Below are 25,835 nucleotides of genomic sequence, written 5' to 3' on the forward strand. Positions count from 1 at the left end.
AACTAGACGTGATGACCAGAGAATTGCCCGCACCCGTCAGTGCCGGCAAGTTCAACGTGTACACCGGTGTCGCGGCGGATGCCGTCGACGGCGCCGTCATGCCGACCACGGCCCAGCTCGGGCTGGAGGCGCCCCGATGGTGTGCCGAATGCGGCCGCCGGATGGTGGTGCAGGTGCGCCCCGACGGTTGGTGGGCCAAGTGCTCGCGGCACGGGGTGGTGGACTCGAAGGACCTGGAAACCCAACGGTGACTCAGCCTGCTGAAACCGCTGCGGCGCCGAAGCTTTCGCATCGCGCCGCAGCGCTGCGGGTCGTCGTCGGTCTGACGCTGACCGGCGCGCTCGGTGGCGTGCTGTGGGCGTTTCTCGCCCCGCCGGTCGACGCCGTCGTCGCGCTGACCAAGAAGGGCCAGCGCATTCACGGGTACTTCGGTGACGAATCGGACCGGGTGTTTCTCGGCGGCGCGCTGGCCGTCGGTTTCCTGACGGTGATAGCCGTCGTGGCGGCGACGCTGGTGTGGCAGTGGCGCGCGCATCGCGGGCCGCTCCTGGCCGGCGCGCTGGCGCTCGGCAATGTGGCGGCCGCGGGCGCACTCACCGGTGTCGGTGCCGTCGTCGCGCATTTTCGTTACGGGACACCGGATCTCGCGGGCGCTCCGTTGTCTCCCGAGCATCGGGTGGGCTACCTCGTCGAGGCGCCGCCGGTGTTCTTCGGCCACTCGCCGTGGGTCATTGCGACGACGCTGATCTTCCCGGCCGGCATTGCCGCGTTGGTCTATCTGTTCTGCACGCTGGCGACCAAGCGCGACGATCTGGGCGGCTGGCCGCCGGTCGAGCCGGTCCGGCTACCGGCTGCCGCCGCTCCCGCGGCTACCGACGCCCAATCGGAAGTCCCAGCAGAACCTTCGTGCTGACGACGCCGAGCTTGAGCAGGCCGAGGTAGGTCGCCGGGTTCAGCAGGGCCGGCCACGAGGTTCGCACCGTGGGGCCCAGCGGCTTGCCGTCGAATCGTTCGGCCAGCCAATTCAGCGTCATCGGCGCGGCCAGCGGGTGCAGGGCGATGTGCTCGCTGAGGATGTCGCGGTGGTAGGTCACGTGCGAGCCGCCCATGACGTAGGTGTCGGTCAGCTCGTCGATGTTGCCGACGGAGATGACCTGGTCGTACACGGCCTGCATGATGAGCAGCGGCGGCGTCGGCGCCGTCTTGCCGAGCTTGATGCTCTCGAAGACGTGCTGGACCTCGGGAGTGTCGAGCACCTCCTGCAGCGGCGACTTCAGCAGGCTGTCGAAGTCGAGTCCGGCGTGCCGGAGAACCGCCTCTGCGGTGGTCATGCCCTCGATGTTGCGCAGCATGGCCTTGCCGGCTTCGGTCGCGTGCTCGTGGATGATGCGGTTGAGGCCGGGGTAGATGTGCATCAGGGCCGCGATCACCGTGGCGGGCAGGCCGGCTTTCGAGGTGCCGTTGAGCCGGCGGAACACCTCAGCCAGGTCGCCGACCGGCGAGCCGAGGGCGGCGCCGACGACGTTGAGTTCGGGTGCGTAGTTGGCGTACTCCTCCGCGGCCCAGGCACTGGCGAGGCCGCCACCCGAGTAGCCCCACAGGCCGATGGGCGCGTCGGCGTACAGGCCGAGCGATTCGGTGTTGATGGCGGCGCGCAGGCCGTCGAGGATGTGGTACCCGGGCTCGTGCGGGGCGCCCCAGATGCCGTCGGTGCCCTCGTGATCAGGGATGGACACCGCCCAGCCCTGCGCGAGGACCGCGGCAACGAGCATGTATTCGAGCTGCGCGACCGAGCCCAGGGCCCGCGAGCCGCGGCGCAGGGCGTAGGACGGGAAGCAGGCGTCGGAGACGGCGTCGATGGCGCACTGGTAGGACACGATGGGGCAGCGGGTGTCCGGGTTGTGGCCGACGGGCAGCAGGACGGTGGTCACCGCGGCCTGTGCGCTGCCGCCCAGATCGGTGCTGCGGTACAGCAGCTGCGTGGCGGTGACGCCTTGCGGGATGAGGCCCATGAAGCCGAGTTCGACGTCGCGGGACCGCAGGACGGTGCCGGGGACGGTGAGCTCGAAGCCGACGGGCGGCACGTAGAACGTGTCCTCGCTGGGCCGCAGTGGGCGGATGCCGGGTCGAAGTTCCTCGTGGTACGGCTGGCCGATCCACTCGGCGTCGAACGCCCTGGCTGCGTTGCCCATGGTCATCGGGAAATCATGTCTTAAGGAACCCTTAAAAACCAATTCTGGCGCGCAAAATGTGGCCTGAAAGTGACCTACGTCACGGTACGTAGGTTAACTAGGTGGGCGTAGCGCGGCGAACTCGTCCGTAACCCGGTATGTCGAGTCGGTGAACCGGTACAGCGCGGCGGGTCGGCCGCCGCTGCGGCCGGAGCGCGCCGTCGTGCCGGTCGGGGTGATGACGCCGCGCCGTGCCAGCACGCGCTGCAGATTGGTCGGGTCCACTGGGTGGCCCAGCGTGGCGGCGTAGATGTCCCGCAGCGTACTGAGGGTGAATTCCTTTGGCGCCAAAGCGAATCCGATGTTGGTGTAGGACATCTTGGCCACCAGCCGGGCGTGGGCGTGGGTGATCATCGGACCGTGGTCGAAGGCCATGCCCGGTAGCGCCGACACCGGATGCCAGCGCGTGTCGCTCGGCAGCTCGGGTGTTGCGGGGGAGGGCACCAGGCCCAGGAAGGTCGAGGCGATGGTGCGCGGCCCGGGCACCCGCTTGGGTTCGGAGAAGACGGCGAGCTGCTCGAGGTGGGTCAACTGGCGCAGGTCGACCTTCTCGGCGAGTTGACGCCGGACCGAACTGACCATGTCTTCGTCGTGCCGCAACTGACCGCCGGGCAGGGACCACGCGCCGCGTTGCGGCTCCATGGCGCGCTCCCACAGCAGCACGCTGAGCTGGGGCCTCTTGCTGTCGAGGTGGCGCACCTGGAACACGACGGCGAGCACTTCATGCGCAGTACCCACATCCGTCACGTTTTCGATTTTAAGTCGAAAACGTGAGATAGCAAAAGTTGACGTCGGCGACCGCGGTCATCGACGGTGCGCGTTGCTGTCAGTCGAACGGATGAAACTGCAGCAAACTATCGCAAGTGTCAACGACGCGAAAACAATACTGTTATATTGCCGAGGATTACCTGAAACACCTGATGGATAGGCGTATGTCGTCGTTGCGGAGCAGTGTTGCGGCGATTGCCGTCTCTTTCGGTTGATGGGTAGCAACGCAAATATATTTTCGGGGGTAAGAACTGGAATGGCGCTCAAGTATAGAAAGACGCCGGCTTGGCTGGTGCCCGCTCGCCGCTGGATGATTGACATGATTCCGAAGCGTCTGATGCGCCGCGTGTTGTATCGGACGGTGATGGGGGCTACCGGCAACTTCGCTGATCCGCAGACCTTCAACGAGAAGGTGAACTGGCGCATCCTGCACGACAGGCGGGATCGAATCGTCAAGGCCTGCGACAAGATGTGGATGAAGGAGATGGCACGGGAGGCGTACCCGGGCGCGGATTTACGCATCGCGAAAACCTTGTGGTCGGGCACCGAGCTTCGGCACGCCCCCGATCTGGCGACGCTGCCGCCGTGGGTCCTCAAACCCAACCACAGCAGCGGGCATGCGATTTTCGGTCCGGATTCGGCCGTGAATCTGCCTGAGCTCCTTAGGAACACGGAAACTTGGCTGCACGACACGCCGATGGAGCTGGGGGAGTGGGGCTACAGCCAAGCCCGTCCATTGCTGCTCATTGAGGAGCGCATTCCGACACCGGACGGCAAGCCGCCGACCGACTACAAGTTTTTCGTCTTCGACGGCCGGATTGAGCTGATTCAGGTCAATCGAGGCCGATTCGGCAAGAATCTCACCGCCACCTTCCTGGACGCAGAGTGGCGACAGTTTCCGGTGCGCCAAGGTGACCGACTGGTCGTCGATGAGCCGCGACCCCAGGAGCTGGACAAGATGTCCGATATCGCCCGTGTCCTGGGCGCGGGCTGGGATTTCATTCGCATTGACCTCTACGCGGTCGATGGCGATGTGTGGTTCGGGGAATACACGCCGTATCCCGGCAGTGGACTGTTGCCCTACAAGCCCATGAGTTTCGATCTTGAGCAGGGCATGCTCTGGAAATTGCCGACGCTGGACGAAGTTCGGCCCGGTCGCCCGTAGGCGTCGACAGGAAGAATGTCCGCCGCGCCGTTAGACTCATGCGCGAATACAGCAAATTTTCGTATTCGTCCCGCGGGGGAAAGGCCGGTGGGGGCCGTGCGCAATATCGGCATTCAGCCAACGGATCCGCTCGGGTGGATGTTCACCTTCGCGGAGCTGGGCACACTCGGTCCACGCCTGCTCGTGCGAAACCGCAGGTCTGTTGACCCGATCGTCGGCACCGGTGCCGCCAACGTGTCGTTGACGAGTTATGGCAAGCGGATTTCCACCGTGTGGCAAACGATCGAGACCATCGGTGCCGGCACCGTCAAGCCGCACCGACTGATCCTGTGGCTGGATGACCGCGACGCGTACCTCGATCCGCCGGCAACGCTGAAGCGATTGCAGGCACGTGGGCTGGAAATTCGCCATTGCCGCGACTACGGGCCGCACAAGAAGTACTTCCCGTATCTCAACGAGATACTGCCGGCCGAACCCGACTGCACGCTCGTCACCGCGGACGACGACGTCTACTACCCGCCCGGCTGGCTCGCGGAGCTGCTGGCCGCGCATCGGCCCGGCGAGGTCACCGCTTTCCGTGCGCGTATCCGCAGTGACGGCCCCTACCGCACCTGGCCGATGTGCACCACGACCGAAGCCTCCGAATCGGTCTTCGCGACAGGCGTATCCGGTGTCGCCTACCCGCCGGAACTGCTTGGGGCACTGCGGGATCGGGGCGAAGCGTTCGCCGAGGTGTGCCCCCGCGCGGACGATTACTGGTTGCACTACGCCGCCGTGTCCACGGGAATTCCGATCCGCCAGGTGCGTGATGTCGCGGCGTACTTCTGGCCCATCGTGCTGGTGGCCAGTCGGGGACTGTGGGACGGCAGCGGAACCGCCAACGACGCCATCGCCGCCCGGACGCGGCAGACCTGGCAGAACTTCCGGAACCGTCCCGGCGCCGAGTGAGGTTCGGCGGGCCGGCCGTGGCCGTCTTTGCTGTTCAAGCTGGGTGAGGTTCAGGCCGGCTGTCGTCGCACGCGGTACACGAAGGTGAACATTTCGTGTGCAGTGCTAGTATGTGGCATGTTTTCGATCATAAGTCGAAAACCTGGCCAGGTTCAAAGGAGACGGCCATGACGGTTCTGGACCGTGCGGCGGAGTTCGAAGGTTTCGGTGACGTGGTCGCCGACGGGCAGTGGGCGGACGAGGTGCGTCGCCTCGCCAAGGAGCGCAACGCCACAATCCTCGCGCACAATTACCAGCTGCCCGAGATTCAGGACATTGCCGACCACGTGGGTGACTCGCTGGCGCTGTCCCGCATCGCCGCGGACGCCGCCGAGGACACCATCGTGTTCTGCGGGGTGCACTTCATGGCCGAGACCGCCAAAATCCTCTCGCCCGCCAAGACTGTGCTGATCCCGGACCAGCGGGCGGGCTGCTCGCTGGCCGATTCGATCACCGCTGACGACCTGCGGGCCTGGAAGGCCGACTACCCGGACGCCGTTGTGGTGTCCTACGTGAACACCACCGCGGCCGTCAAGGCCCTCACCGACATCTGCTGCACGTCGTCGAACGCCGTCGAGGTCGTCGCCTCGATTCCCGCGGACAAGACCGTGCTGTTCTGCCCGGACCAGTTCCTCGGCGCGCACGTGCGCCGGATGACCGGGCGCGACAACCTGCACATCTGGGCCGGGGAATGCCACGTGCACGCCGGCATCAACGGTGACGAACTCGCCGACCAGGCCCGCTCGCACCCCGATGCCGAACTCTTCGTGCACCCCGAATGTGGTTGTGCCACCTCGGCTCTGTACCTCGCGGGCGAGGGCGCCGTGCCCGACGACCGGGTCAAGATCCTGTCGACCGGCGGCATGCTCGATGCCGCGCGCGAGACGCACGCCAAGCAGGTCCTCGTCGCCACCGAGATCGGCATGCTGCACCAGTTGCGCCGTGCCGCACCGGAAACCGAGTTCCTCGCCGTCAACGATCGGGCGTCCTGCCCGTACATGAAGATGATCACGCCGGCCGCGCTGCTGCGCTGCCTGCGCGACGGCGCCGACGAAGTTCACGTCGATGAAGATGTCGCAGCCGCAGCTCGGTTGAGCGTGCAGCGCATGATCGCGATCGGGCAGCCCGGCGGCGGGGAATAGCGTGAGCGCCCACGTGGGCCGTCGGCCGGCTGCTTGCGGCGGACGTGGCTACTGGCGTCAGCGGGCCGACGTCATCGTCGTCGGCACCGGGGTGGCCGGCCTGGCGGCGGCGCGCGCCGCGCAGCTGGCCGGTAGCCGGGTCGTGGTCGTCGGCAAGTCCGGCGAGACGGCGACCGCCTACGCCCAGGGCGGTATCGCGGTCGTCATCCCCGACACCGATGACTCGGTGCAGGCGCACGTCGCCGACACCGTCGCCGCCGGGGCCGGCTTGTGCGACGTCGACGCCGTCACCTCGATCGTCGCCGACGGCTATGCCGCCGTGCGGGAATTGGTCGGTGCCGGCGCGATTTTCGACGAAGTCCGGCCGGGGGACTGGTCCCTGACCCGCGAGGGTGGGCACAGCCGGCGCCGCATCATCCACGCCGGCGGTGACGCCACCGGCGCCGAGGTCCAGCGTGCCCTGGCCGCCGCGACCCGGACGCTCGACATCCGACCCAATCATGTTGCGCTGCAGGTGCTGCACCACGACGGAGCAGTCAGCGGCCTGCTGGTCCTGAGTCCCGAAGGACCCGGCGTGCTGACGGCGCCTTCGGTCATCCTGGCGACCGGTGGACTGGGGCAGCTGTACACCGCGACGACCAACCCGGACGGTTCGACGGGCGATGGCATCGCCCTGGCGCTGCGGGCCGGATTGCCGGTGCGTGACATCGAATTCATCCAGTTCCACCCGACCATGCTGTACACCGGCGCCGCCGGGGGCCGGTGCCCGCTGATCACCGAAGCGCTGCGCGGAGAAGGCGCCATCCTGCGTGACCGCCGCGGCGATTCGGTGACCGACGGCGTGCACTCGATGGGTGACCTGGCCCCGCGCGACGTCGTGGCCGCCGCCATCGACGCCCGCCTCGCGGCAACCGGCGACGACCACGTCTACCTCGACGCCCGCGGCGTCCCCGACGTCGCCGCCCGGTTCCCGACGGTCACGGCCGCGTGCCTGGCCGCGGGTATCGACCCTGCGCGCCAACCGATTCCGGTGGTGCCCGGTGCGCATTACAGCTGCGGTGGGGTGGTCACCGACGTGTACGGCCGCACCGAGATGGCTGGCCTGTACGCCGCCGGTGAGGTCGGGCGCACCGGTATGCACGGCGGTAACCGGCTGGCCTCCAACAGCCTGCTGGAAGGGCTGGTGGTCGGTGCCCGGGCCGGTCGTGCGGCGGCCGAGCAGGCCCGCGAGGCCGGCGGAAACCGGGTGCCGGAGCCGGATCTGGGCAAGCGGCCCGCGTTGGATCGCGATGCGTTGCAACGTGACATGACGAAGTACGCATCGGTGGTGCGCGACGCCGCCGGACTGGGGCAGTTGAGCGAGTTGCTCGCCGGCGCCCGCGGTGCGGCCATGTCGGACCGGGCTGCCGTCGAGGATGCGGCCCTGACCGTGACGGCGTCGGCGGTGGCCGCAGCTGCGGCCGCGCGCGCGGAATCCCGTGGCTGCCACCACCGCAGTGACCATCCGGATCGCGATCCGGCGTTCGGGATGTCGATCGATGTGCGGCTGGACGCCGCCGGGCGTGCGGTGGCCGCCCTGCCGATAGGAGCGTGTAACTGATGGCATTGACCGCAGCGGAATTGGCAGACGCGCACGCGATCATCGATCGAGCGCTCGATGAGGATCTGCGCTACGGACCGGACGTCACGTCGGCGGCGACGGTGCCTGCCGACGCCACCACGGTCGCGTCCATGGTGTCGCGGCAGCAGGGCGTCATCGCGGGCCTGGACATCGCGGTTCTGGTGCTGGACAAGGTGATCGGCGAGGGTGCCTACCGGATCCTGGACCGCGCCGAGGACGGTGCCGAGGTCAAACCCGGCGACGCCGTGCTGACCGTCGAAGCCCCGACGCGGGATCTCCTCACGGCCGAACGCACCATGCTCAACATCGTGTGTCACCTGTCGGGGATCGCCTCGGAGACGGCCCGCTGGGTGCAGGAGGTGGCGGGGACCGAAGCCGCGATCCGCGACACCCGAAAGACCTTGCCAGGATTGCGGTTACTGCAGAAATACGCGGTGCGCGTCGGCGGCGGGGTCAACCACCGGCTGGGGCTCGGCGATGCCGCGCTGATCAAGGACAACCACGTCGCAGCCGCCGGGTCGGTGCTCGCGGCACTGCAGGCGGTCCGTGCGGCGGCGCCCGGGCTGCCGTGCGAGGTCGAGGTGGATTCGCTCGAGCAGCTCGACGAAATCCTCGGTGAGAATGTCGAATTGGTGCTGCTCGACAACTTCCCGGTCTGGCAGACGCAGATCGCGGTGCAGCGCCGTGACGCCCGCGCGCCCGGCACCAAGCTGGAATCGTCGGGCGGGCTGAGCCTGGACTCTGCCGCGGCCTACGCCGCGACCGGCGTGGATTTCCTCGCCATCGGCGCTTTGACGCATTCGGTGCGGGTGCTCGACGTCGGCCTCGATACCTGACTCGGCCGCTACTATCACGAGCATGGCGGAAGACGAGAAGACCGAAGACAAGACCACCACGCTGAGCAAAGCCGCAAAAGACACCGATGAGACGCCGGGTTCGACGTCGGTCACGCAGATCATCGCGATCGCGGCCGTGGTCATCGGCCTGATCGCCATCGCCGTCGGCGGCTACGCGCTGTACGCGGTGAAGAACCAAGACAAGAAGTACACCGAGGCCGAGCAGGACACGGCCAAGATCGCGCTCTGTGACGCCATGAAGACCGTCAGCAAGGGCATCGCGATCAACACCAACCTGGCGGTCCCCGGCGGCCCGGACGACACGACGGGCGCGCTGGCCGTGGCGGCCAACGCTCGCCTGGCGCTGATCACCGGTGGCCAGTACCTGTTGAACCGGATCGATCCGGCCGCCCCCGCCGACCTGGCGACGGCGGCGCGCAAGTACGCCAACACCCTGTTGGACATCGGGGCCGCCGCGACGGCCGGCTCACAGACCGACGACCCGCAGCAGAAGGTGCGCCTGGACGACGCCGGCGCCGACAGCAAGCAGATCAGCGACATCTGCAAGTAGCCGCTGAACCATCCGGGGGCCACGCTGAGATTCAGCGTGGCCCCCGGTGTGTCAGTGGGCGATGTCGGCGACGAAAACGCCGCTGCGCTTGGCGACCAGCTGCGCGATCCGCGGCAGTGACGGGTCGACGGTGCCGGCAGGCAAGACGCGAGGGTTGACGACATGCAGATCGGTGCCCGAGACGCACATGTCCGCTTCACCTGCGGCCAGCACGTTCTTGACCCAGTTGGTCTTGCCGTGGAGCAGCCCGATCGCCAGCACGTCACCCTTGCGGAACGAGTTGACCGTGGTCTCGAACTGCTTGCCCGACTTGCGGCCGCGGTGCTTGACCACGGTGAAGCCCGGCAGCTTCTTGGCCAGCGGCGACATCACCGGGTTGATGTACTTGATCTGGAAGTTCTCCAGCCATACCGGGAAGATCATCGGCACGCCGGCGGCGTTGTTGGGGTGGTCCTGACGGCTTGACATTGACGCCTCCGTATTCGATTTGGCTTGCTCTGGGAGAATAGTGGGGTGAACACTGCAGTGAAGCTCGCGCGTATCGATTTGCGAGGTCAGCAGCTGTCCGCGGCGCAGTTGCGAGCGGTGCTGCCCCGAGGCGGTGTCGACGTGGATTCGGTGCTGCCCAAGGTACGCCCGATCGTCGACGCCGTGGTCGAGCGCGGTGCCGTGGCGGCACTGGAGTACGGCGAGTCGTTCGACGGGGTGCGGCCGGCGGCCGTGCGCGTCCCCAAGGCGGAGCTGGACGCCGCGCTGACCCGACTGCCCGCCGACGTGCGGGTGGCGCTCGAGGTCGCTATCGAGCGGACCCGCGCCGTGCACGCCGACCAGCGCCGCACCGACACCACCACGACCCTGGCGCCGGGCGCGACCGTCACCGAACGCTGGGTACCCGTAGAGCGGGTCGGGCTGTACGTGCCGGGCGGCAACGCCGTCTACCCGTCGAGCGTCGTGATGAACGTCGTGCCGGCCCAGACCGCCGGCGTCGACTCGCTGGTGATCGCCAGCCCGCCGCAGAAGGACCACGGCGGTCTGCCGCACCCGACCATTCTGGCCGCGGCCGCTCTGCTCGGGGTCGACGAGGTGTGGGCCGTCGGCGGTGCCCAGGGCATCGCGCTGCTGGCCTACGGCGGCGTGGACACCACCGGCGAAGAGCTGGCGCCGGTCGACATGATCACCGGCCCGGGCAACATCTTCGTCACGGCCGCCAAGCGCATCTGTCGCTCGCAGGTCGGCATCGACGCCGAGGCCGGGCCGACGGAGATCGCCATCCTGGCCGACCACTCGGCCGACGCGGTGCACATCGCCGCCGACCTGATCAGCCAGGCCGAGCACGACGAGATGGCGGCCAGCGTGCTGGTGACCACCAGCGAGAAGCTGGCCGACGCCACCGATGTCGAGGTGGCCGCGCAGGTCGCCACGACGCTGCACCGCGAGCGGGTGACGGTTGCGCTGAACGGCAAGCAGTCCGCCATCGTGCTGGTCGACGATCTCGACACCGGGGTACGGGTGGTGAACGCCTACGCCGCCGAGCACCTGGAGATCCAGACCGTCGACGCGGCCGAGGTCGCGGGCCGAATCCGTTCTGCGGGTGCGATTTTCGTCGGCGCCTGGTCGCCGGTGAGCCTCGGTGACTACTGCGCCGGGTCCAACCACGTGCTGCCCACCGCCGGTTGTGCGCGGCACTCCAGTGGGCTGTCCGTCCAGACGTTCCTGCGCGGCATCCACGTCGTCGACTACACCGAGGCGGCCCTGAAAGACGTTGCGGGTCACGTGATCACGTTGGCCACGGCAGAGAACCTGCCGGCGCACGGTGAGGCTGTGCGCCGGAGGTTCGAAAGCTGATGAGCCGCAAGATATCTCTGGCCGATCTGCCGCTGCGGGAGAACCTGCGCGGCAAGTCGCCGTACGGCGCACCCCAGCTCGTGGTTCCCGTGCGGCTCAACACCAACGAGAACCCGCACCCGCCGACCCAGGCGTTGGTCGACGACGTCGCCGCCTCGGTCGCCGCGGCGGCCGCAGAGTTGCACCGGTACCCGGACCGCGACGCGATGGCGCTGCGTACCGATCTGGCCGCCTACATGCAGGCGCAGACGGGTGTCGCGCTGACGGCGGAAAACCTCTGGGCGGCAAACGGTTCCAACGAAATCCTGCAGCAGCTGTTGCAGGCGTTCGGCGGGCCGGGCCGCAGCGCCCTCGGTTTCGTGCCGTCGTACTCGATGCACCCGATCATCTCCGACGGCACCCAGACCGAGTGGCTGTCGGCGACCCGGGCGTCTGATTTCGGGCTCGACGTCGACGTCGCCGTGGCCGCGATCAGGGCACAGCAGCCCGACGTGGTGTTCGCGACCAGCCCCAACAACCCGACCGGGCAGAGCGTGCCGCTCGACGACCTGCGCCGGCTGCTCGACGTCACGCCGGGTGTCCTGATCCTGGACGAGGCGTACGGCGAATTCTCGTCGCAGCCCAGCGGAGTCGCGCTGCTGGCCGAATACCCGGCCAAGCTCATCGTCAGCCGCACCATGAGCAAGGCGTTCGCCTTCGCCGGCGGGCGGTTGGGCTACCTGGTGGCCGACCCCGCGGTGATCGAGGCGATGCTGCTGGTGCGGTTGCCCTATCACCTGTCGGTGCTGACGCAGGCGGCCGCGCGCGCGGCGCTGCGGCATGCCGATGAGACGCTGAGCAGCGTCGCCACGTTGGCCGCGGAGCGGGACCGGGTGGCAGCGGCGTTGTCCGACATGGGTTTCCGGGTCATCCCCAGCGACGCCAATTTCATCCTGTTCGGCGAGTTCGCCGACGCCGCGGCGACCTGGCAGCGCTACCTCGACGCGGGCGTGCTGATCCGCGACGTCGGGATCCCCGGATTCCTGCGCACCACCGTCGGTTTGGCCTCGGAGAACGACGCCCTGCTGGAAGTCAGCGCCAAGCTCGCCGCATCGGAACCAGCCCCACAAGGAGTTTCATGACCCGCCGCGCCCGCGTCGAACGCACCACCAAGGAGTCCAGCATCGTCGTCGAGATCGATCTCGACGGCACCGGCCAGGTCGATATCAGCACCGGGGTGCCGTTCTTCGACCACATGCTGACCTCTTTGGGCACGCACGCCAGCTTCGATCTGACGGTGCACGCCAAGGGTGATGTCGAGATCGAGGGTCACCACACGGTCGAGGACACCGCCATCGTCCTCGGTCAGGCGCTCGGCCAGGCCCTGGGCGACAAGAAGGGCATCCGCCGGTTCGGCGATGCGTTCATTCCGATGGACGAGACGCTCGCCCATGCGGCCGTTGATGTTTCGGGCCGTCCGTACTTCGTGCACACCGGTGAGCCCGAGTCCATGGTGTCCTTCACCATCGCCGGGTCGTCGGTGCCGTACCACACCGTGATCAACCGGCACGTTTTCGAGTCACTGGCCTTCAACGCCAAGATCGCGCTGCACGTGCGCACGCTGTACGGCCGCGACCCGCACCACATCACCGAGGCGCAGTACAAGGCCGTGGCCCGCGCGCTGCGTCAGGCCGTCGAACCCGACCCGCGCGTGGCCGGCGTGCCGTCGACCAAGGGCACTCTGTGACACCGGGGCCTTCTGTCCGGCTCCGCCGGAAGCAGCTGGTTGTTCTGGATTACGGCTCGGGCAATCTCCGGTCCGCGCAGCGTGCACTCGAGCGGGTGGGCGCTGATGTCGAGGTGACCTCGGACGCCGCTGCCGCGGCTGCCGCCGACGGTCTCGTGGTGCCCGGCGTCGGTGCCTACGAGGCCTGTATGACGGGTCTGCGGTCGATCGGCGGCGAGAAGATCATCGCCGACCGGCTGGCGGCGGAGCACCCCGTGCTGGGGGTATGCGTCGGCATGCAGATTCTGTTCTCGAAGGGCGTCGAGTTCGGCGTGCAGACCGAGGGCTGCGGGCAGTGGCCCGGCGAGGTCACCCGGCTGGATGCGCCGGTGATCCCGCACATGGGCTGGAACACCGTCGATGCCGCAGCTGACAGCGTCCTGTTCAAGGGCCTCGACGCGGACACGCGGTTCTATTTCGTGCATTCCTACGCCGCCCAGCAGTGGGGTGGCCATGCCGACGCGAAGGTCACCTGGGCCACGCATCACGTGCCGTTCATCGCGGCCGTCGAGGACGGCGCGTTGTCGGCGACACAGTTTCATCCGGAGAAGAGCGGCGACGCAGGTGCGACGCTGTTGGCGAATTGGGTTGAGGGGCTATGAGTTTGATTTTGTTGCCGGCCGTCGACGTGGTCGACGGCAAGGCGGTGCGGCTGGTGCAGGGCAAGGCCGGCAGCGAGACCGATTACGGTTCGGCGCTGGAGGCGGCGCAGACCTGGCAGCGCGACGGCGCCGAGTGGGTGCACCTGGTGGACCTGGACGCCGCGTTCGGCCGGGGCAGTAACCGGGAACTGTTGGCCGAGGTGGTCGGCAAACTCGATGTGGCGGTGGAGCTTTCCGGCGGCATCCGCGATGACGCCTCGCTCAAGGCGGCCATGGACACCGGCTGCGCCCGCGTCAACATCGGTACCGCCGCACTGGAGAGCCCGGAGTGGTGCAAGCGCGCCATCGGCGAGTACGGCGACCGCGTGGCCGTCGGCCTGGACGTGCAGTTCGAGAACGGCAGCTGGCGCCTGCGCGGCCGCGGCTGGGAGACCGACGGCGGCGATCTCTGGGACGTGCTGGAACGCCTTGATGGCGAAGGCTGCTCGCGCTACGTCGTCACCGACGTCACCAAGGACGGCACCCTGACGGGCCCCAACCTGGACCTGCTGAGCACCGTCGCCGGCCGCACCAAGGCGCCGATCATCGCGTCGGGCGGCGTGTCGAGCCTGGACGACCTGCGGGCCATCGCCACCCTGACGGGGCAGGGCGTCGAGGGCGCCATCGTCGGAAAGGCCTTGTACGCCGAGCGGTTCACGCTGCCCGAGGCCCTGGCCGCGGTGAAGTGATCGAACCGGCGAGGTTGGCAGAGCTGGTCGCGGCCGCGACCAGCATCCTCGACGATGCCGTCGCCCCGTTCATCGCCGGCCACCAGGCCGACGCGGCAGTTCGCAAGAAGGGCAACGACTTCGCCACCGAGATCGACCTCGCCATCGAGCGCCAGGTCGTCGCGGCACTGACGGCCGCGACCGGGATCGGTGTGCACGGCGAGGAATTCGGTGGCGAGCCCATCGATTCCGAACTGGTGTGGGTGCTCGACCCCATCGACGGCACGTTCAATTACGCAGCCGGTTCGCCCATGGCGGCGATCCTGCTCGGCCTGCTGTGGCGGGGCACTCCCGTCGCGGGGCTGACGTGGCTGCCGTTCATGGGTCAGCGGTACGTCGCGACACTGGACGGCCCGGTCCGGGACGGGGATACGGTGTTGCCGCCGTTGGCGCAGACCACCCTGGCCGACTCGATTGTCGGCATCCAGACCTTCAACATCGATTCGAAGGGCCGGTTCCCCGGGCGGTGGCGCAACGCGGTGCTGTCGAGTCTGACCCGGGAATGCTCACGGGTGCGGATGCACGGTGCGACCGGTCTGGACCTGGCCTATGTCGGCGCCGGCATTCTCGGCGGCGCAATCAGTTTCGGCCACCACATCTGGGACCACGCCGCGGGCGTGGCTCTGGTGCGGGCCGCCGGCGGCATCGTCACCGACCTGGCCGGGGAGCCGTGGACCGCCGATTCGAAGTCTGCGTTGGCCGCCGCGCCCGGTGTGCACGAGAGGATGCTGGAGATCGTGAAATCCGTTGGGGTTCCGGAGGATTACCTGTGAGTCTCGCAACGCGCGTCATCCCGTGCCTGGACGTCGACGGCGGCCGGGTGGTCAAGGGCGTCAACTTCGAAAATCTCAGGGACGCCGGTGATCCCGTCGAGCTGGCCGCCGCGTACGACGCCGAGGGTGCCGACGAGCTGACGTTCCTGGACGTCACCGCGTCGTCGTCGGGCCGCTCGACCATGCTCGAGGTCGTGCGCCGTACCGCCGAGCAGGTGTTCATTCCGCTGACCGTCGGTGGCGGCGTGCGCTCGGTCGAAGACGTCGACACCCTGTTGCGCGCCGGTGCCGACAAGGTCTCGGTCAACACCGCCGCCATCGCCCGGCCCGAGCTGCTGTCGGAGTTGTCGCGCCAGTTCGGTTCGCAGTGCATCGTGCTGTCGGTGGATGCCCGGACGGTGCCGGAAGGCGCTGAAGGATCTGTGCCGACCCCGTCCGGCTGGGAGGTGACGACCCACGGTGGTCGTCGCGGTACCGGCATCGACGCCGTCGAATGGGCCACGCGCGGAGCCGAACTCGGGGTCGGGGAGATCCTGCTGAACTCCATGGACGCCGACGGCACCAAGGCCGGGTTCGACCTGGCGATGCTGCGGGCGGTGCGCGCCGCGGTGAGCGTGCCGGTGATCGCGAGTGGGGGCGCCGGCGCCGTCGATCACTTCGCCCCCGCGGTGCAGGCCGGTGCCGATGCGGTCCTGGCGGCCAGCGTCTTCCACTTCCGCGAGCTGACCATCGGTCAGGTGAAGGAAGCGATGGCGGCCGAAGGGATCACGGTGCGATGAACGTTCTGGACCCCGGGATCGCCGCCCGCATCAAGCGCAACGAGGCAGGGCTGTTCACCGCGGTGGTGCAGCAGCGCGGCACCGGCGACGTGCTGATGGTCGCCTGGATGGACGACGACGCGCTGGCCCGCACCCTGGAAACCCGTGAGGCGACGTACTTTTCGCGTTCGCGCGGTGAGCAGTGGGTCAAGGGCCTGACGTCGGGCCACACGCAGTACGTGCACTCGGTGCGGCTGGACTGTGACGGCGATGCCGTGCTGCTCGAGGTCGACCAGGTCGGCGGAGCTTGTCACACCGGCGATCACAGTTGCTTCGACGCCGACCAGTTGCTCGCCCCCGAGTGATTTGTGCACGAAAATCCGCGGCCGGCGCGGAAAATCGTGCACAAATCACTCAGACGAGGGCAAATGTTGCTCGACCAGCGCCCGGCCCTCGGCTCGTAGGGCGTCATCGACGTCGACTCCAAGTACCCGCAGCGCCGCATCGGCGATGGCCTCGGCCACGTCGTCACCGGTGATGTCCGGGTCGTCGACACGCTGCGCGATGACCGTCTCGGTCAGCCGCACCGGCAGGCCGCAGCGGAACTCGTCACGGCCACCCACGGCGTCGACCGCCAGCTCGCGGTACACGGCGTGCAACTCACGGCGCCGGCGGTGGAAGCCCTCGATGCCGTCGACCTCCGGCAGCAGATAGAGCCGGCCCAGGTTCCACGGCACGGACAGCAGGTTGGCCGCGTCACCGGCTGCCACCGCCCACAGGGCGGCCTTGGGATCGTCCACCGACCGCGTCACGCGCCGCGCGAACTCCAGCGACGGCACCACCGTCGCATCGAGCAGCGCTTCGAGGATGGCTTCCTTGTTGGGGAAGTGGTGGTACAGCGAAGCTTGACGGATGCCGACGGCCTCGGCGATGGACCGGGTCGAGGTCACCGTGAAGCCCTGTGTCACGAACAGTTCTCCGGCGGCATCGAGGATCTGCTCGACGGCGGTGCTGCCGGGGCGTAGGGCGTCGCGATGGCGGGGGCGGCCGGGGCGGCTCATGCCACCACTGTGCCACCTGCGCTCTTCCGCGCAGCGCCGGCTCGCACGAAACCCAACTGTTACATCGCGACCCACGGCGGAAACGTCGGTGACCCCTCTGCGTCACGCTTCCCATTAATTCTGTCAGTTGACAGGTATTAGGTTTCGCAGAATCGGGATCGGATGACATTGACCAACACGTCGCCGGCAGATCACGACGATCTCGCCGAGTTCGGCTACGACCAACAGCTGCACCGCTCGCTGGGCAAGTTCGCCTCGTTCGCGGCAGGCTTCTCGTTCGTCTCGATCCTGACCACGATCTTCCAATTGTTCGGCCTCGGATACAGTTTCGGCGGTCCGGCGTTCTTCTGGACGTGGCCGGTGGTGTTCATCGGGCAGTTCGCGGTGGCGCTGTGCTTCGCCGAACTCGCGGCGCGCTACCCGATCTCGGGGGCCATCTACCAGTGGGCCCGTCGCCTCGGCGGTGAGGTCGTCGGCTGGTTCGGCGGGTGGTTCATGATCCTCGCCCAGATCATCACGGCGTCTGCCGCAGCCATCGCGCTGCAGGTGGTGCTGCCGGCGGTGTGGTCGGGCTTCCAGATCATCGGCACCGACACCGCCCTCACGTCGGCGGACGGCGCCGCCAACGCCGTCCTGCTGGGTACGGCGCTGTTGGTCATCACCACCACGATCAACTGCATCGGGGTGCGCTGGATGTCGCGGGTCGCGACCATCGGCGTGTGCTGCGAGATCATCGGTGTGATCGCGGTCGTCGGGGTGTTCTTCACGCACGCACAGCGTGGCCCGCAGGTCGTCTTCGACACCGGTGCAACGGGTTCCGGTTACGGCTGGGCCTGGATCGCCTCGGGGCTGATGGCCGCCTACGTCATGGTCGGCTTCGGCTCGGCCGGTGAACTCGCCGAGGAGACCCGCGACGCGCGTCGGGTCGCCCCGCGCACCATCCGGTCGGCGCTCACCGTCTCGGCGCTCGGCGGCGGTCTCATGATCATCGGCGCGTTGATGGCCGCGCCCAGCCTGACCGACGGGCGTCTCGCGACCGAAGGCCTGCCCTACGTGCTGGGTGCGGTGCTGTCCTCGCCGTGGGGCACGTTGCTCCTCGTCGACGTGGCCATCGCGATCTTCATCTGCACCTTGGCAATTCAGACCGCTGCCACGCGCCTGATGTTCTCCATGGCACGCGATCACCGGCTGCCGTTCTCGTCGCTGCTGTCCCGCGTCAACCCGGCCACCGGGACGCCCATCCCGCCGGCGATCGTGGTCGGTGTCGCGTGTGTCGGTGTGCTGCTGGTGAACGTCGGCAACTCCGCGATCTTCGCGACCCTGGCGAGTGTCTGCATCATCGCGATCTACATCGCCTACCTGCTGGTGACGGCGCCGCTCCTGGCACACCGACTGCGCGGAATGCGTTGGGACACCACGGCTACCGACGCCGGCGGCCGGCCGCTGTTCTCGCTGGGCCGCTGGGGTCTGCCGGTCAACGTGTTCGCCGTGATGTACGGCGTGGCGATGGTGATCAACCTGGCCTGGCCACGGCCGGAAATCTACGACCCGACGGGCACCATGCCGCTGCTGGTGTGGGCGGGGCCGTTCACCATCGTCGCCATCGTGGCGCTCGGCGCCCTGTGCTTCCCGTACCGCCGGACCCATCCGCGCCCCGTCGGGTCGCTCTGACCTCTGCCAATCCGCTACTGCCGAAGGGATTCTCATGAGTTCTTCGTCCACTTCCACCACCTCGACCACCGCGGCGGCCCGCGCGCACGCCCGGGCACAGGCCGGCACGCACACCGCAGCCATGCCCGTCGTCCCGGCATCACTGTGGCCGACACCGCCCGCCGGCGTCGAAGCCGACCGCCTGACCTGGGCCGAGACGGTCCCCGGCGGCCGCTACACCAGCAAGGTGCTGGACCGGGGAACCCGGTTGCGGCTCACCGACATCGAGGGCCGCGCCTGCGCGCATCTGTTGCTGTGGCGCGCCGACGCCCCCTGGGAACGGCTCAACACCGCCGACACCGTCAAGGTGCCGTGGCAGGCGTACCTCGGCACCGGGCATCCGCTGCTCGATGACCAGGGACGGGTCCTGGCGACCATCGTCGCCGATACCTCGGGCCACCACGATGCCCTGTGCGGCACCACGACCCGAGCCCAGAACGAGGCGCGCTACGGCGCCGGCACCGCGCACTCGGACAGTCCGGCCGGGCGCGAGCTGCTGGTGCTCGCCGCGCTCAAACACGGCCTCGGCCCGCGCGACGTCGGCCCCGGCGTGTCGTTCTTCCACGGCGTCCGGGCCGACGATGCGGGCCAGCTGGTGTCGACGGGCTCGGCCGGAGCAGGCACGGCGGTCGAACTGCTCGTGCACCTGCCGGTGATCGTGGCGATCGCCAACACCGCGCACCCGCTCGATGAATCGCCGACCTTCGATACGTCCGATCTGGAGGTGCTGGCCTGGTCGGCCCCCGCCGACCTCGCCGACCTGGCCGCCCGCGCCGAAACGATCGGACCCGAATACGAACGCGCGCACCGCAACACCGAAGACGTCTGGACCGCACTGCATCTCACCGAAGGAGTTCCCGCATGAGCACCGCCATCGATTCGGTCCCCGCGCTGGTGTCCGGCACGACCATCCTCGACGAGATCGTCGAGGCCCGCGGCCCCTGGTCGGCGATCGTCGCAGCAGGCGATGTGCTGACCATCGTCGACCTGCACGGCAACCAGGCCGTGGACACGCTGATCTACGGGGCGCACGACACGTCCCGCCGGTACAGCGCCCAGACCACCATCACGGCGCAGAAGTCGCTGTTTGTCAGCACCGGAACGGTGTTGCGCGACAGCGACGGTGGGGCACTGATGACCGTCGTGGCCGACGAAGTGGGCAATCACGACACCGTCGGCGGCGCCTGCTCGCAGGAGTCCAACACCCTGCGCTACGGCAACCACACCCGGCACCAGCACGCCTGCGTGGAGAACTTCCTAATCGAAGGCGCGCGGTACGGCCTCGGAAAGCGTGACCTGGCACCGAATCTCAACTTCTTCATGAACGTGCCGGTGGAGGCCGACGGCACCCTCGGCATCGTCGACGGGCTGTCGGCGCCGGGACTGCGGGTGGCGCTGCGCGCCGACACCGACGTCCTCGTACTGGTGTCCAACTGCCCGCAGATCAACAACCCGTGCAACGGCTTCGATCCGACACCGGTGCGGATGATCGTCACCCGCCCGTCCTGATCCACGTTCTCTCGCACCGCGTTCTGCATTCGAAGGAGTACCCGAATGGCGCCATCCGCCCTCACCGTGCTGCGGCCCGGGCCGAGCACCACCGTCCAGGACTGGCCAGGCCGCATCGGCTACTGGCAGGTCGGCGTACCGCCGTCAGGCCCGATGGACGATCTGTCTCTGCGGCTGGCCAATCTCGCGGTCGGTAATGCCGAGGGGGCACCGGGCCTCGAGGCCACGATGGCCGGTCCCACACTGGGATTCGACGAGGCGACGGTCGTCTGCGTCACCGGCGCGCCGGTACCGGTCACGCTCGACGGGGTGCCGGCGCGGCAGTGGGCGCCCATCGCGGTCCCCGAGGGCGGCGTGCTCGAAATCGGTGCGGTGCAGGGCGTCGGCATGCGGATCTACATCGCGGTGGCCGGCGGCATCGAGGCCGAGGCGTACCTCGGCTCGCGCTCGACGTTCACGCTCGGGAAGTTCGGCGCCGGCGGGCGGGCGCTCGCGGCCGGTGACCGTCTCGATCTGGGTGTTCCAGGCGGACGACCGCGCCGCCTCACCGATGAGGAGATCCCATCGATCGGTCACGAATGGCGGCTGGCGGTGACCGAGGGACCCCACGGCGCGCCGGAGTTCTTCACCCGCGCTGACATCGAGAGCCTCTATGAGGCCACGTATCTGGTGGACCACAACCTCGACCGCACCGGCGTGCGCCTGGTCGGGCCGAAACCGCAGTGGGCGCGGCCCGACGGCGGTGAGGCCGGACTGCACCCGTCGAACATCCACGACACCCCGTATTCGGTTGGCGCACTGGACTTCACCGGCGACACCCCAATCCTGCTCGGCCCGGACGGACCCAGCCTCGGCGGTTTCGTCTGCCCGGTGACGGTGACGTCGGCGGACCGCTGGAAGCTCGGACAGCTCACGCCCGGCGACCGGGTGCGCTTCGTTCCGGTGCGGGCCAGTGCCGCGGCACCGCTGGCGGCGCTGGGGACATCCCGGCGCGCGGCGTCGCCTGTGGTGCGCAGCCCGCGCGGTGACGGCGATGACGGCGTGTTGCACCGCGGGGTCACCGGCGACGGTACGACGTCGATGACATTGCGCCGCAGCGGCGACGACAACCTGCTGGTCGAATACGGCACGATGACACTGGATCTGGTGTTGCGGGCGCGGGTGCACGCCCTGCACACCGCGATCGAGGCACACCGGCCGCGCGGGATCATCGACCTGACGCCTGGAATCCGTTCGCTGCAGGTCAAGTTCGACGCCGCGCTCACCGATCACCAGGCGATGACGGCCTTCGTACTCGATCTCGAGTCCGCGCTCGGGCCCGTCGACCAGCTGGTGTTGCCGAGCCGTTCGGTTCGGCTGCCGCTGAGTTGGGACGATCCGACCATCCGGCTGGCCATCGACCGGTACCGCAACGGTGTGCGCGACGACGCGCCGTGGTGCCCGAGCAACATCGAGTTCATCCGCCGGATGAACGGCCTGGAGTCGCAGCAGGAGGTGTTCGACATCGTCCATGCGGCAAGCTATCTCGTGCTCGGCTTGGGTGATGTGTACCTCGGCGCGCCCGTCGCCACGCCGGTCGATCCACGCCATCGCGTGGTCACCACCAAGTACAACCCGGCACGGACCTGGACGCCGGAGAACGCGGTCGGCATCGGCGGCGCTTACCTCTGCATCTACGGCATGGAAGGCCCGGGCGGCTACCAGCTGATGGGCCGTACCACCCAGGTGTGGAACCACCGATTCCCGCTGTCCGCACCCGGTTTCGAGCCCGAGCAGCCGTGGCTGCTGCGGTTCTTCGACCAGGTGTCGTGGTATCCGGTGTCCTCCGATGAGCTCACCGACCTGCGGGCCGACGTCGCCGCCGGCCGCGGCACCGTCGACATCACCGACGGTGAGTTCCGGATCGCCGACCATCTGGCCTTCCTCGCGCGGGAGGCCGACGACATCGCCGCGGTGCGACAGCGGATGACCGCCGCCCGCAACGAGGAACGCGCCCGCTGGGAGGCCAGCGGCGAGATCGGCGCACGCAAGAAGCCCGGGAGCGCGACGATCGAGCGGCGAGGAACGAGCCGCGATGAGGAGTGCGACCAATCAGACTCAGCCGCCACAACAGGACAGGAAGTCGCATGACGGACCGGATCAGCGCCGCCTACGCGGCCATCGCACAGCGACCGGAAGCCTTCATCACCGTGCGCGACGAGGACACGGTACGTCAGGAGTTCGCACAGGCGCAGGGCCCGCTGGCCGGCCAGCTGCTGGCCGTCAAGGACAACGTCGACGTCGCTGGCCTCCCCACCACCGCGGCGTGCCCGGGCTACGCGTACACCCCCGATGCCGACGCGCCCGCGGTGGCGGCGCTGCGGGCGGCCGGCGCGGTGGTGATCGGCAAGACCAATCTGGACCAGTTCGCCACCGGGCTCGTCGGCACTCGAAGCCCCTACGGCGCCGTGCGTGACGCGCGGCGGCCGGACCGGATATCGGGCGGCTCGTCGTCGGGCTCGGCCGTCGCGGTGGCCATCGGTGCGGCCGACCTCGGAATCGGCACGGACACCGCGGGATCCGGCCGGGTGCCGGCGGCGTACCAGGGCCTGGTCGGCATCAAGGGCACCATCGGGCTGGTGTCGACGACCGGCGTCGTCCCGGCCTGCCCGAGCTACGACTGCGTGACGATCCTGGCGCGGGATCTGGCCACGGCGGAGAGTGCCATGGCCGTGATGGTGACCACCACGGAGCGGCCGTGGCCCGCGTCGACGCGCTTCGCCGCCCCGGCCGACCCGGTCCTGGCCGTCCCGGCCGAGCTACCGGCCATGGCGCCCGGCTGGGACGTCGCGTTCCAGCGCGCGGTCGATGCCGCGCGGGACGCCGGGATGCGCATCGTCCCCATCGATCTCACGGACTTCCTGGCCGCCGCGCGGCTGCTGTACGACGGGGCGCTGGTCGCCGAACGTACGGAAGCGGTGGGGGACTTCATCACCCGTGCCGGTGACGATGCCGGCTTGGACCCGACAGTCGCGGCCATCATCAGCGCCGGTGGCGCCCGCACCGCGACCGGACTGCTGCGCGACCGTCGTGAATTGGATCGCCTGCGGGAGCGGGCATTCCGGGCCCTGGGGGAGTGCGACGCGCTGCTCGTCCCCACTGCGCCGCTGCAGCCGACGCTCGCCGAGGTGGCCGCCGACCCCGTCGCGGTCAACGCCCGGATCGGCACGTATACCAATTTCTGCAATCTCTTCGACATGTGCGGCGTCGCGGTTCCCGCGGGTGAGGTTGTCGAATCCGACGGCACCACAGCGCAATTCGGGGTCACGGTACTGGGACGGGCCTTCGATGACGCCGTGGTGGCCGACATTGCGGCCCGGCTGGGCGGTGGTGACCGCGGCACGGTGGCGTCCTGGCCGGAACGCGCGGGCGCCGGGGCGCTGACGCTGGTGGTGGCCGGCGCGCATCTGCGTGATCAGCCGCTGGCCGGTCAGCTCCACGATCTCGGAGCGCGGTGGGACGGGCCGGCCCGCACGGCGGAGCGCTATCGGATGACGGCGCTGCCGTCCGGTAAGCCGGCCCTGGTGCGGGTCCCCGACGATGGGCGGTCCTTCGAAGTCGAGCGCTGGTCGCTCTCGCCGGCGGCGCTGGGAACGTTCCTGGCCGCCCTCCCGACGCCCATGGGACTGGCGGCGGTGGAACTCGACGACGGGTCCTGGGAGACCGGGTTCGTCTGCGCCGACGAGGGGGCCATCGCCGCACCCGACATCTCGGAGTTCGGCGGCTGGCGGGCCTACCTCCAGGCCAGGGAGTTCGCCACCCCGTAACCCAGGGATTTGTGCACGATTTTCCGCGGCGTGCGCGGAAAATCGTGCACAAATCACTAGTCTGCAGGGAGTATGACGAGCGCACCGTGGACCCTGGCCGACGCAAGCCGTCAGGACGGACGCGTCGCGCTGGTCACCGGCGCCGGCAGCGGGATCGGTGTCGAGATCGCCAGGGGGCTGGCCGGGCTCGGAGCGACGGTGGTGCTGGCCTGCCGCAATGCCGACGCCGCTCGGCGGGTGCAGGCCGCACTGCCGGATGCGACAACCGAATTCGCGGAACTGGACCTGGCGGATTTGGCGTCGGTGCGGCGCTGTGCCGAGAGTCTGCGTGCGCGGCACCGCAGGATCGACCTGCTGATCAACAACGCCGGCGTCATGCATCGGGTGCGCACCGAGACGAAGGACGGTTTCGAGGGCGATTTCGGGGTGAACTTCCTCGGGCACTTCGCCCTCACGGGCCTGCTGCACGACCGCGCCGAGCGCATCGTGATGGTCAGCAGCGTGACGCACCGCCGCGGCGTCATCGACTTCGAGGATCTGCACAGCCGCAAGAAGTTCCGCAGCGCGAAGGCGTACGCGAATTCGAAACTCGCGCAACTGCTGTTCATGTCCGAGTACAACCGGCGGCACCAGGCCATGTGCGTGGCCGCGCACCCCGGCAGCGCCAGGACGGCGATCCTGCGTGACCAGGGTTGGCAGCAGCTGGCGTATCACCCGCGGCTGCGGTTCTCCACGTCGTGGTTCGTGCAGGACGCCGACGGCGGGGCACTGCCGATCCTGCGCGCGGCCACCGATCCCGACGCCGTTGCCGGTGACTTCTACGGTCCGGGTGGGCGTCTGCAGATGACGGGCGCGCCGGTGAAGGTCGAACTCGCCCCTGCCGCGCGCGATCCGCTTGTCGCGCAGCGCCTGTGGGAGACGGCGGAATCCCTCACCGGCGTCCGGTTCTAGCGCGGTACGGCGGGCATGACCTCGTCGACGACGCGGTGCAGGTAGGGCCAGGCGAGCTCGGGCGGTAGACCACCGCAGAGCGGGTGCAGGGACAGCACCCCGTCCCGGGCGATGGCCTCGATCGCCTGGTCCACCGAATAGATGCGGTGGCTGCCGTTTTCGGCACGCAGCGCATCGATGGTCTGCGCGGTGGACAGGCTGACGATGTGCGGGTCGTGATGGCCGTCGGCGTACGTCATCGCATCGTGGAGCAGGTACGGCCCGATCTCGTGCCAGGCCCGGTCCACGTCGTCGGCGACGAAGACCGTCGTCGGGAACCCGGGCCGAGGTTGCTGCATCCGGCCGGGAACGCGGCCCTGCCTGGCACATTCGTCGTAGTAGGCATCGGCCAGCTCCGGCAGGTTGTTCTGGGCGTTGAACCCCAGCCCGAAGCGGGCCGCGCGGCGTGCGGCCCGCGGCGTGCCGCCGCCATAGGACAGTCGCACCTTGCGCTCGGGTGCGGGCCGGACCAGCACACCGCGTTCGTCGTCGTAAAAGGGCGCTCCGTCAAGGGCTTTGAGTAACACCGTCAGGTGCGCTTCGGCCAATTCGCCGCGGCGGTGATAGTCGACGCCGAGCGACTCGAACTCCTCGGGCCGGTAGCCGACACCCAAGGTGTAGGAGATCCGTCCGCCGCTGAGATGGTCCAGTACGCCGATGTCCTCGGCCAGCCGCACCGGGTTGTACAACGGCAGGATGAGGGCGCTCACGGCGATGGGCACCGATGTGGTGCGGGCGGCCAGTGCCGCGGCCATCGGCAACGGGCTGGGCAGGTACCCGTCTTCGGCGGCGTGGTGCTCGGACACCACCAGCAGGATCAGGCCGCGGGATTCGGCCCACGCGGCCATGTCGAGCGCAGCGGGGTACAGCGACGACGCCGGCGCGCCACCGGCGGGGGCCCGCATGTCGAACCGCAGGGTGAACACGA

The 25,835-nt window shown here is 68.7% G+C and carries 27 protein-coding genes; 22 read left to right on the plus strand and 5 right to left on the minus strand.

All coding sequences use genetic code 11. The features are described 5' to 3' along the window. The first annotated feature begins 11 nt into the window (after positions 1 to 11). Both bsaP and G6N46_RS01225 read left to right on the plus strand, forming a co-directional pair. Entirely contained in the window at positions 12 to 251 is a 240-nt protein-coding gene (gene bsaP / locus G6N46_RS01220) for a biotin synthase auxiliary protein BsaP (RefSeq protein WP_020103208.1), read from the plus strand. Further along, positions 248 to 913, plus strand: a complete 666-nt coding sequence (locus tag G6N46_RS01225) for a DUF2567 domain-containing protein (protein ID WP_138249747.1) — start codon at positions 248 to 250, stop codon at positions 911 to 913. Before bsaP ends, G6N46_RS01225 begins: the two co-directional genes overlap by 4 nt. Here the strand turns inward: G6N46_RS01225 and G6N46_RS01230 are convergent. Together G6N46_RS01230 and G6N46_RS01235 are read right to left on the minus strand one after the other, a co-directional pair. Then, positions 870 to 2,198: a lipase family protein gene (locus G6N46_RS01230; RefSeq protein WP_138249746.1), complete on the minus strand. Its 1,329-nt coding sequence runs from the start codon at positions 2,196 to 2,198 to the stop codon at positions 870 to 872. The two genes, G6N46_RS01225 and G6N46_RS01230, sit on opposite strands and share 44 nt — an antisense overlap. 87 nt (positions 2,199 to 2,285) lie before the next feature. Continuing rightward, positions 2,286 to 2,978 (minus strand): NUDIX hydrolase, encoded by a 693-nt coding sequence (locus G6N46_RS01235; RefSeq protein ID WP_138249745.1) that lies wholly within the window; start codon positions 2,976 to 2,978, stop codon positions 2,286 to 2,288. A gap of 277 nt (positions 2,979 to 3,255) precedes the next feature. Between G6N46_RS01235 and G6N46_RS01240 the strand changes: the two genes are divergently transcribed. The 6 genes from G6N46_RS01240 (at position 3,256) to G6N46_RS01265 (ending at position 9,321) form a co-directional block, all read left to right on the plus strand. Beyond that, the gene (locus tag G6N46_RS01240) at positions 3,256 to 4,164 is read left to right on the plus strand and encodes an ATP-grasp fold amidoligase family protein (protein WP_138249744.1); all 909 of its coding nucleotides are present in this window, start codon (positions 3,256 to 3,258) and stop codon (positions 4,162 to 4,164) included. A gap of 138 nt (positions 4,165 to 4,302) precedes the next feature. After that, entirely contained in the window at positions 4,303 to 5,112 is an 810-nt protein-coding gene (locus G6N46_RS01245) for a hypothetical protein (protein ID WP_234880700.1), read from the plus strand. A 167-nt stretch (positions 5,113 to 5,279) separates the two neighbouring features. Then, complete coding sequence (nadA, locus tag G6N46_RS01250) at positions 5,280 to 6,293, plus strand: quinolinate synthase NadA (protein WP_138249742.1); 1,014 nt, start codon at positions 5,280 to 5,282, stop codon at positions 6,291 to 6,293. Position 6,294: 1 nt separating this feature from the next. Then, positions 6,295 to 7,893: an L-aspartate oxidase gene (locus G6N46_RS01255; RefSeq protein WP_138249741.1), complete on the plus strand. Its 1,599-nt coding sequence runs from the start codon at positions 6,295 to 6,297 to the stop codon at positions 7,891 to 7,893. Continuing rightward, a complete protein-coding gene (nadC, locus tag G6N46_RS01260) occupies positions 7,893 to 8,750 on the plus strand; it encodes a carboxylating nicotinate-nucleotide diphosphorylase (RefSeq protein WP_061002324.1) in 858 nt (285 codons plus the stop codon). The genes G6N46_RS01255 and nadC overlap by 1 nt, the downstream gene beginning before the upstream one ends. A 22-nt stretch (positions 8,751 to 8,772) precedes the next feature. Continuing rightward, a complete protein-coding gene (locus G6N46_RS01265) occupies positions 8,773 to 9,321 on the plus strand; it encodes a hypothetical protein (RefSeq protein WP_082761896.1) in 549 nt (182 codons plus the stop codon). Between the two features lie 51 nt (positions 9,322 to 9,372). Here the strand turns inward: G6N46_RS01265 and G6N46_RS01270 are convergent, their stop codons facing one another. Further along, positions 9,373 to 9,789 carry a nitroreductase family deazaflavin-dependent oxidoreductase gene (locus G6N46_RS01270; protein ID WP_110783783.1) on the minus strand — a complete coding sequence of 139 codons (417 nt, stop codon included), beginning with the start codon at positions 9,787 to 9,789 and terminating at the stop codon, positions 9,373 to 9,375. A gap of 45 nt (positions 9,790 to 9,834) precedes the next feature. On the opposite strand from G6N46_RS01270, the gene hisD reads away from it, so the two are divergent. From hisD to hisI, 8 genes are read left to right on the plus strand one after another with little or no spacing between them, the layout of a single operon-like run. Beyond that, a complete protein-coding gene (gene hisD / locus G6N46_RS01275) occupies positions 9,835 to 11,166 on the plus strand; it encodes a histidinol dehydrogenase (protein ID WP_133427742.1) in 1,332 nt (443 codons plus the stop codon). Beyond that, the gene (locus G6N46_RS01280; protein WP_163692533.1) at positions 11,166 to 12,287 is read left to right on the plus strand and encodes a histidinol-phosphate transaminase; all 1,122 of its coding nucleotides are present in this window, start codon (positions 11,166 to 11,168) and stop codon (positions 12,285 to 12,287) included. Before hisD ends, G6N46_RS01280 begins: the two co-directional genes overlap by 1 nt. After that, positions 12,284 to 12,892, plus strand: a complete 609-nt coding sequence (gene hisB / locus G6N46_RS01285; RefSeq protein ID WP_020103224.1) for an imidazoleglycerol-phosphate dehydratase HisB — start codon at positions 12,284 to 12,286, stop codon at positions 12,890 to 12,892. Before G6N46_RS01280 ends, hisB begins: the two co-directional genes overlap by 4 nt. Next, the gene (gene hisH / locus G6N46_RS01290; protein WP_138249739.1) at positions 12,889 to 13,533 is read left to right on the plus strand and encodes an imidazole glycerol phosphate synthase subunit HisH; all 645 of its coding nucleotides are present in this window, start codon (positions 12,889 to 12,891) and stop codon (positions 13,531 to 13,533) included. Before hisB ends, hisH begins: the two co-directional genes overlap by 4 nt. Beyond that, positions 13,530 to 14,261, plus strand: coding sequence for a bifunctional 1-(5-phosphoribosyl)-5-((5-phosphoribosylamino)methylideneamino)imidazole-4-carboxamide isomerase/phosphoribosylanthranilate isomerase PriA (priA, locus tag G6N46_RS01295; protein ID WP_061002314.1), 732 nt, complete (start codon positions 13,530 to 13,532; stop codon positions 14,259 to 14,261). Before hisH ends, priA begins: the two co-directional genes overlap by 4 nt. After that, positions 14,261 to 15,073: an inositol monophosphatase family protein gene (locus G6N46_RS01300; RefSeq protein WP_061002403.1), complete on the plus strand. Its 813-nt coding sequence runs from the start codon at positions 14,261 to 14,263 to the stop codon at positions 15,071 to 15,073. The genes priA and G6N46_RS01300 overlap by 1 nt, the downstream gene beginning before the upstream one ends. After that, on the plus strand, positions 15,070 to 15,852 hold the full coding sequence (gene hisF / locus G6N46_RS01305) for an imidazole glycerol phosphate synthase subunit HisF (protein WP_138249738.1): 783 nt from the start codon (positions 15,070 to 15,072) through the stop codon (positions 15,850 to 15,852). The genes G6N46_RS01300 and hisF overlap by 4 nt, the downstream gene beginning before the upstream one ends. Then, complete coding sequence (gene hisI, locus G6N46_RS01310) at positions 15,849 to 16,196, plus strand: phosphoribosyl-AMP cyclohydrolase (RefSeq protein WP_061002308.1); 348 nt, start codon at positions 15,849 to 15,851, stop codon at positions 16,194 to 16,196. Before hisF ends, hisI begins: the two co-directional genes overlap by 4 nt. A 45-nt stretch (positions 16,197 to 16,241) precedes the next feature. Here hisI and G6N46_RS01315 read toward each other — a convergent pair whose 3' ends face one another. Further along, a complete protein-coding gene (locus G6N46_RS01315) occupies positions 16,242 to 16,892 on the minus strand; it encodes a TetR/AcrR family transcriptional regulator (RefSeq protein ID WP_138249737.1) in 651 nt (216 codons plus the stop codon). A 162-nt stretch (positions 16,893 to 17,054) separates the two neighbouring features. Between G6N46_RS01315 and G6N46_RS01320 the strand changes: the two genes are divergently transcribed. From G6N46_RS01320 to G6N46_RS01345, 6 genes are all read left to right on the plus strand, one after another. Beyond that, entirely contained in the window at positions 17,055 to 18,563 is a 1,509-nt protein-coding gene (locus G6N46_RS01320; RefSeq protein ID WP_138249736.1) for an amino acid permease, read from the plus strand. Between the two features lie 34 nt (positions 18,564 to 18,597). Next, on the plus strand, positions 18,598 to 19,467 hold the full coding sequence (locus G6N46_RS01325) for an urea amidolyase associated protein UAAP1 (RefSeq protein WP_138249735.1): 870 nt from the start codon (positions 18,598 to 18,600) through the stop codon (positions 19,465 to 19,467). Beyond that, on the plus strand, positions 19,464 to 20,111 hold the full coding sequence (locus G6N46_RS01330) for an urea amidolyase associated protein UAAP2 (protein ID WP_138249734.1): 648 nt from the start codon (positions 19,464 to 19,466) through the stop codon (positions 20,109 to 20,111). Before G6N46_RS01325 ends, G6N46_RS01330 begins: the two co-directional genes overlap by 4 nt. 45 nt (positions 20,112 to 20,156) lie before the next feature. Then, positions 20,157 to 22,241, plus strand: a complete 2,085-nt coding sequence (locus G6N46_RS01335; RefSeq protein WP_226518701.1) for a 5-oxoprolinase/urea amidolyase family protein — start codon at positions 20,157 to 20,159, stop codon at positions 22,239 to 22,241. After that, positions 22,238 to 23,917: an allophanate hydrolase gene (atzF, locus tag G6N46_RS01340; RefSeq protein ID WP_138249733.1), complete on the plus strand. Its 1,680-nt coding sequence runs from the start codon at positions 22,238 to 22,240 to the stop codon at positions 23,915 to 23,917. The genes G6N46_RS01335 and atzF overlap by 4 nt, the downstream gene beginning before the upstream one ends. Before the next feature lie 72 nt (positions 23,918 to 23,989). Further along, positions 23,990 to 24,868 (plus strand): oxidoreductase, encoded by an 879-nt coding sequence (locus G6N46_RS01345; protein ID WP_138249732.1) that lies wholly within the window; start codon positions 23,990 to 23,992, stop codon positions 24,866 to 24,868. Here G6N46_RS01345 and G6N46_RS01350 read toward each other — a convergent pair. Continuing rightward, positions 24,865 to 25,833, minus strand: coding sequence for an LLM class flavin-dependent oxidoreductase (locus G6N46_RS01350; protein WP_138249731.1), 969 nt, complete (start codon positions 25,831 to 25,833; stop codon positions 24,865 to 24,867). The genes G6N46_RS01345 and G6N46_RS01350 overlap by 4 nt on opposite strands. Positions 25,834 to 25,835 lie beyond the last annotated feature (2 nt).

Source organism: Mycolicibacterium phocaicum (genome assembly GCF_010731115.1).
Lineage (GTDB): Bacteria > Actinomycetota > Actinomycetes > Mycobacteriales > Mycobacteriaceae > Mycobacterium > Mycobacterium phocaicum.

What these genes read in the sequence shown, in the direction of transcription:
- bsaP (WP_020103208.1), top strand. Translation starts at nt 12, where the DNA reads ATGACCAGAGAATTGCCCGCACCCGTCAGTGCCGGCAAGTTCAACGTG.
- G6N46_RS01230 (WP_138249746.1), bottom strand. Translation starts at nt 2,198, where the DNA reads ATGACCATGGGCAACGCAGCCAGGGCGTTCGACGCCGAGTGGATCGGC.
- G6N46_RS01240 (WP_138249744.1), top strand. Translation starts at nt 3,256, where the DNA reads ATGGCGCTCAAGTATAGAAAGACGCCGGCTTGGCTGGTGCCCGCTCGC.
- G6N46_RS01245 (WP_234880700.1), top strand. Translation starts at nt 4,303, where the DNA reads ATGTTCACCTTCGCGGAGCTGGGCACACTCGGTCCACGCCTGCTCGTG.
- nadA (WP_138249742.1), top strand. Translation starts at nt 5,280, where the DNA reads ATGACGGTTCTGGACCGTGCGGCGGAGTTCGAAGGTTTCGGTGACGTG.
- nadC (WP_061002324.1), top strand. Translation starts at nt 7,893, where the DNA reads ATGGCATTGACCGCAGCGGAATTGGCAGACGCGCACGCGATCATCGAT.
- G6N46_RS01265 (WP_082761896.1), top strand. Translation starts at nt 8,773, where the DNA reads ATGGCGGAAGACGAGAAGACCGAAGACAAGACCACCACGCTGAGCAAA.
- G6N46_RS01270 (WP_110783783.1), bottom strand. Translation starts at nt 9,789, where the DNA reads ATGTCAAGCCGTCAGGACCACCCCAACAACGCCGCCGGCGTGCCGATG.
- G6N46_RS01280 (WP_163692533.1), top strand. Translation starts at nt 11,166, where the DNA reads ATGAGCCGCAAGATATCTCTGGCCGATCTGCCGCTGCGGGAGAACCTG.
- hisB (WP_020103224.1), top strand. Translation starts at nt 12,284, where the DNA reads ATGACCCGCCGCGCCCGCGTCGAACGCACCACCAAGGAGTCCAGCATC.
- priA (WP_061002314.1), top strand. Translation starts at nt 13,530, where the DNA reads ATGAGTTTGATTTTGTTGCCGGCCGTCGACGTGGTCGACGGCAAGGCG.
- hisI (WP_061002308.1), top strand. Translation starts at nt 15,849, where the DNA reads ATGAACGTTCTGGACCCCGGGATCGCCGCCCGCATCAAGCGCAACGAG.
- G6N46_RS01315 (WP_138249737.1), bottom strand. Translation starts at nt 16,892, where the DNA reads ATGAGCCGCCCCGGCCGCCCCCGCCATCGCGACGCCCTACGCCCCGGC.
- G6N46_RS01320 (WP_138249736.1), top strand. Translation starts at nt 17,055, where the DNA reads ATGACATTGACCAACACGTCGCCGGCAGATCACGACGATCTCGCCGAG.
- G6N46_RS01325 (WP_138249735.1), top strand. Translation starts at nt 18,598, where the DNA reads ATGAGTTCTTCGTCCACTTCCACCACCTCGACCACCGCGGCGGCCCGC.
- G6N46_RS01330 (WP_138249734.1), top strand. Translation starts at nt 19,464, where the DNA reads ATGAGCACCGCCATCGATTCGGTCCCCGCGCTGGTGTCCGGCACGACC.
- G6N46_RS01335 (WP_226518701.1), top strand. Translation starts at nt 20,157, where the DNA reads ATGGCGCCATCCGCCCTCACCGTGCTGCGGCCCGGGCCGAGCACCACC.
- atzF (WP_138249733.1), top strand. Translation starts at nt 22,238, where the DNA reads ATGACGGACCGGATCAGCGCCGCCTACGCGGCCATCGCACAGCGACCG.
- G6N46_RS01345 (WP_138249732.1), top strand. Translation starts at nt 23,990, where the DNA reads ATGACGAGCGCACCGTGGACCCTGGCCGACGCAAGCCGTCAGGACGGA.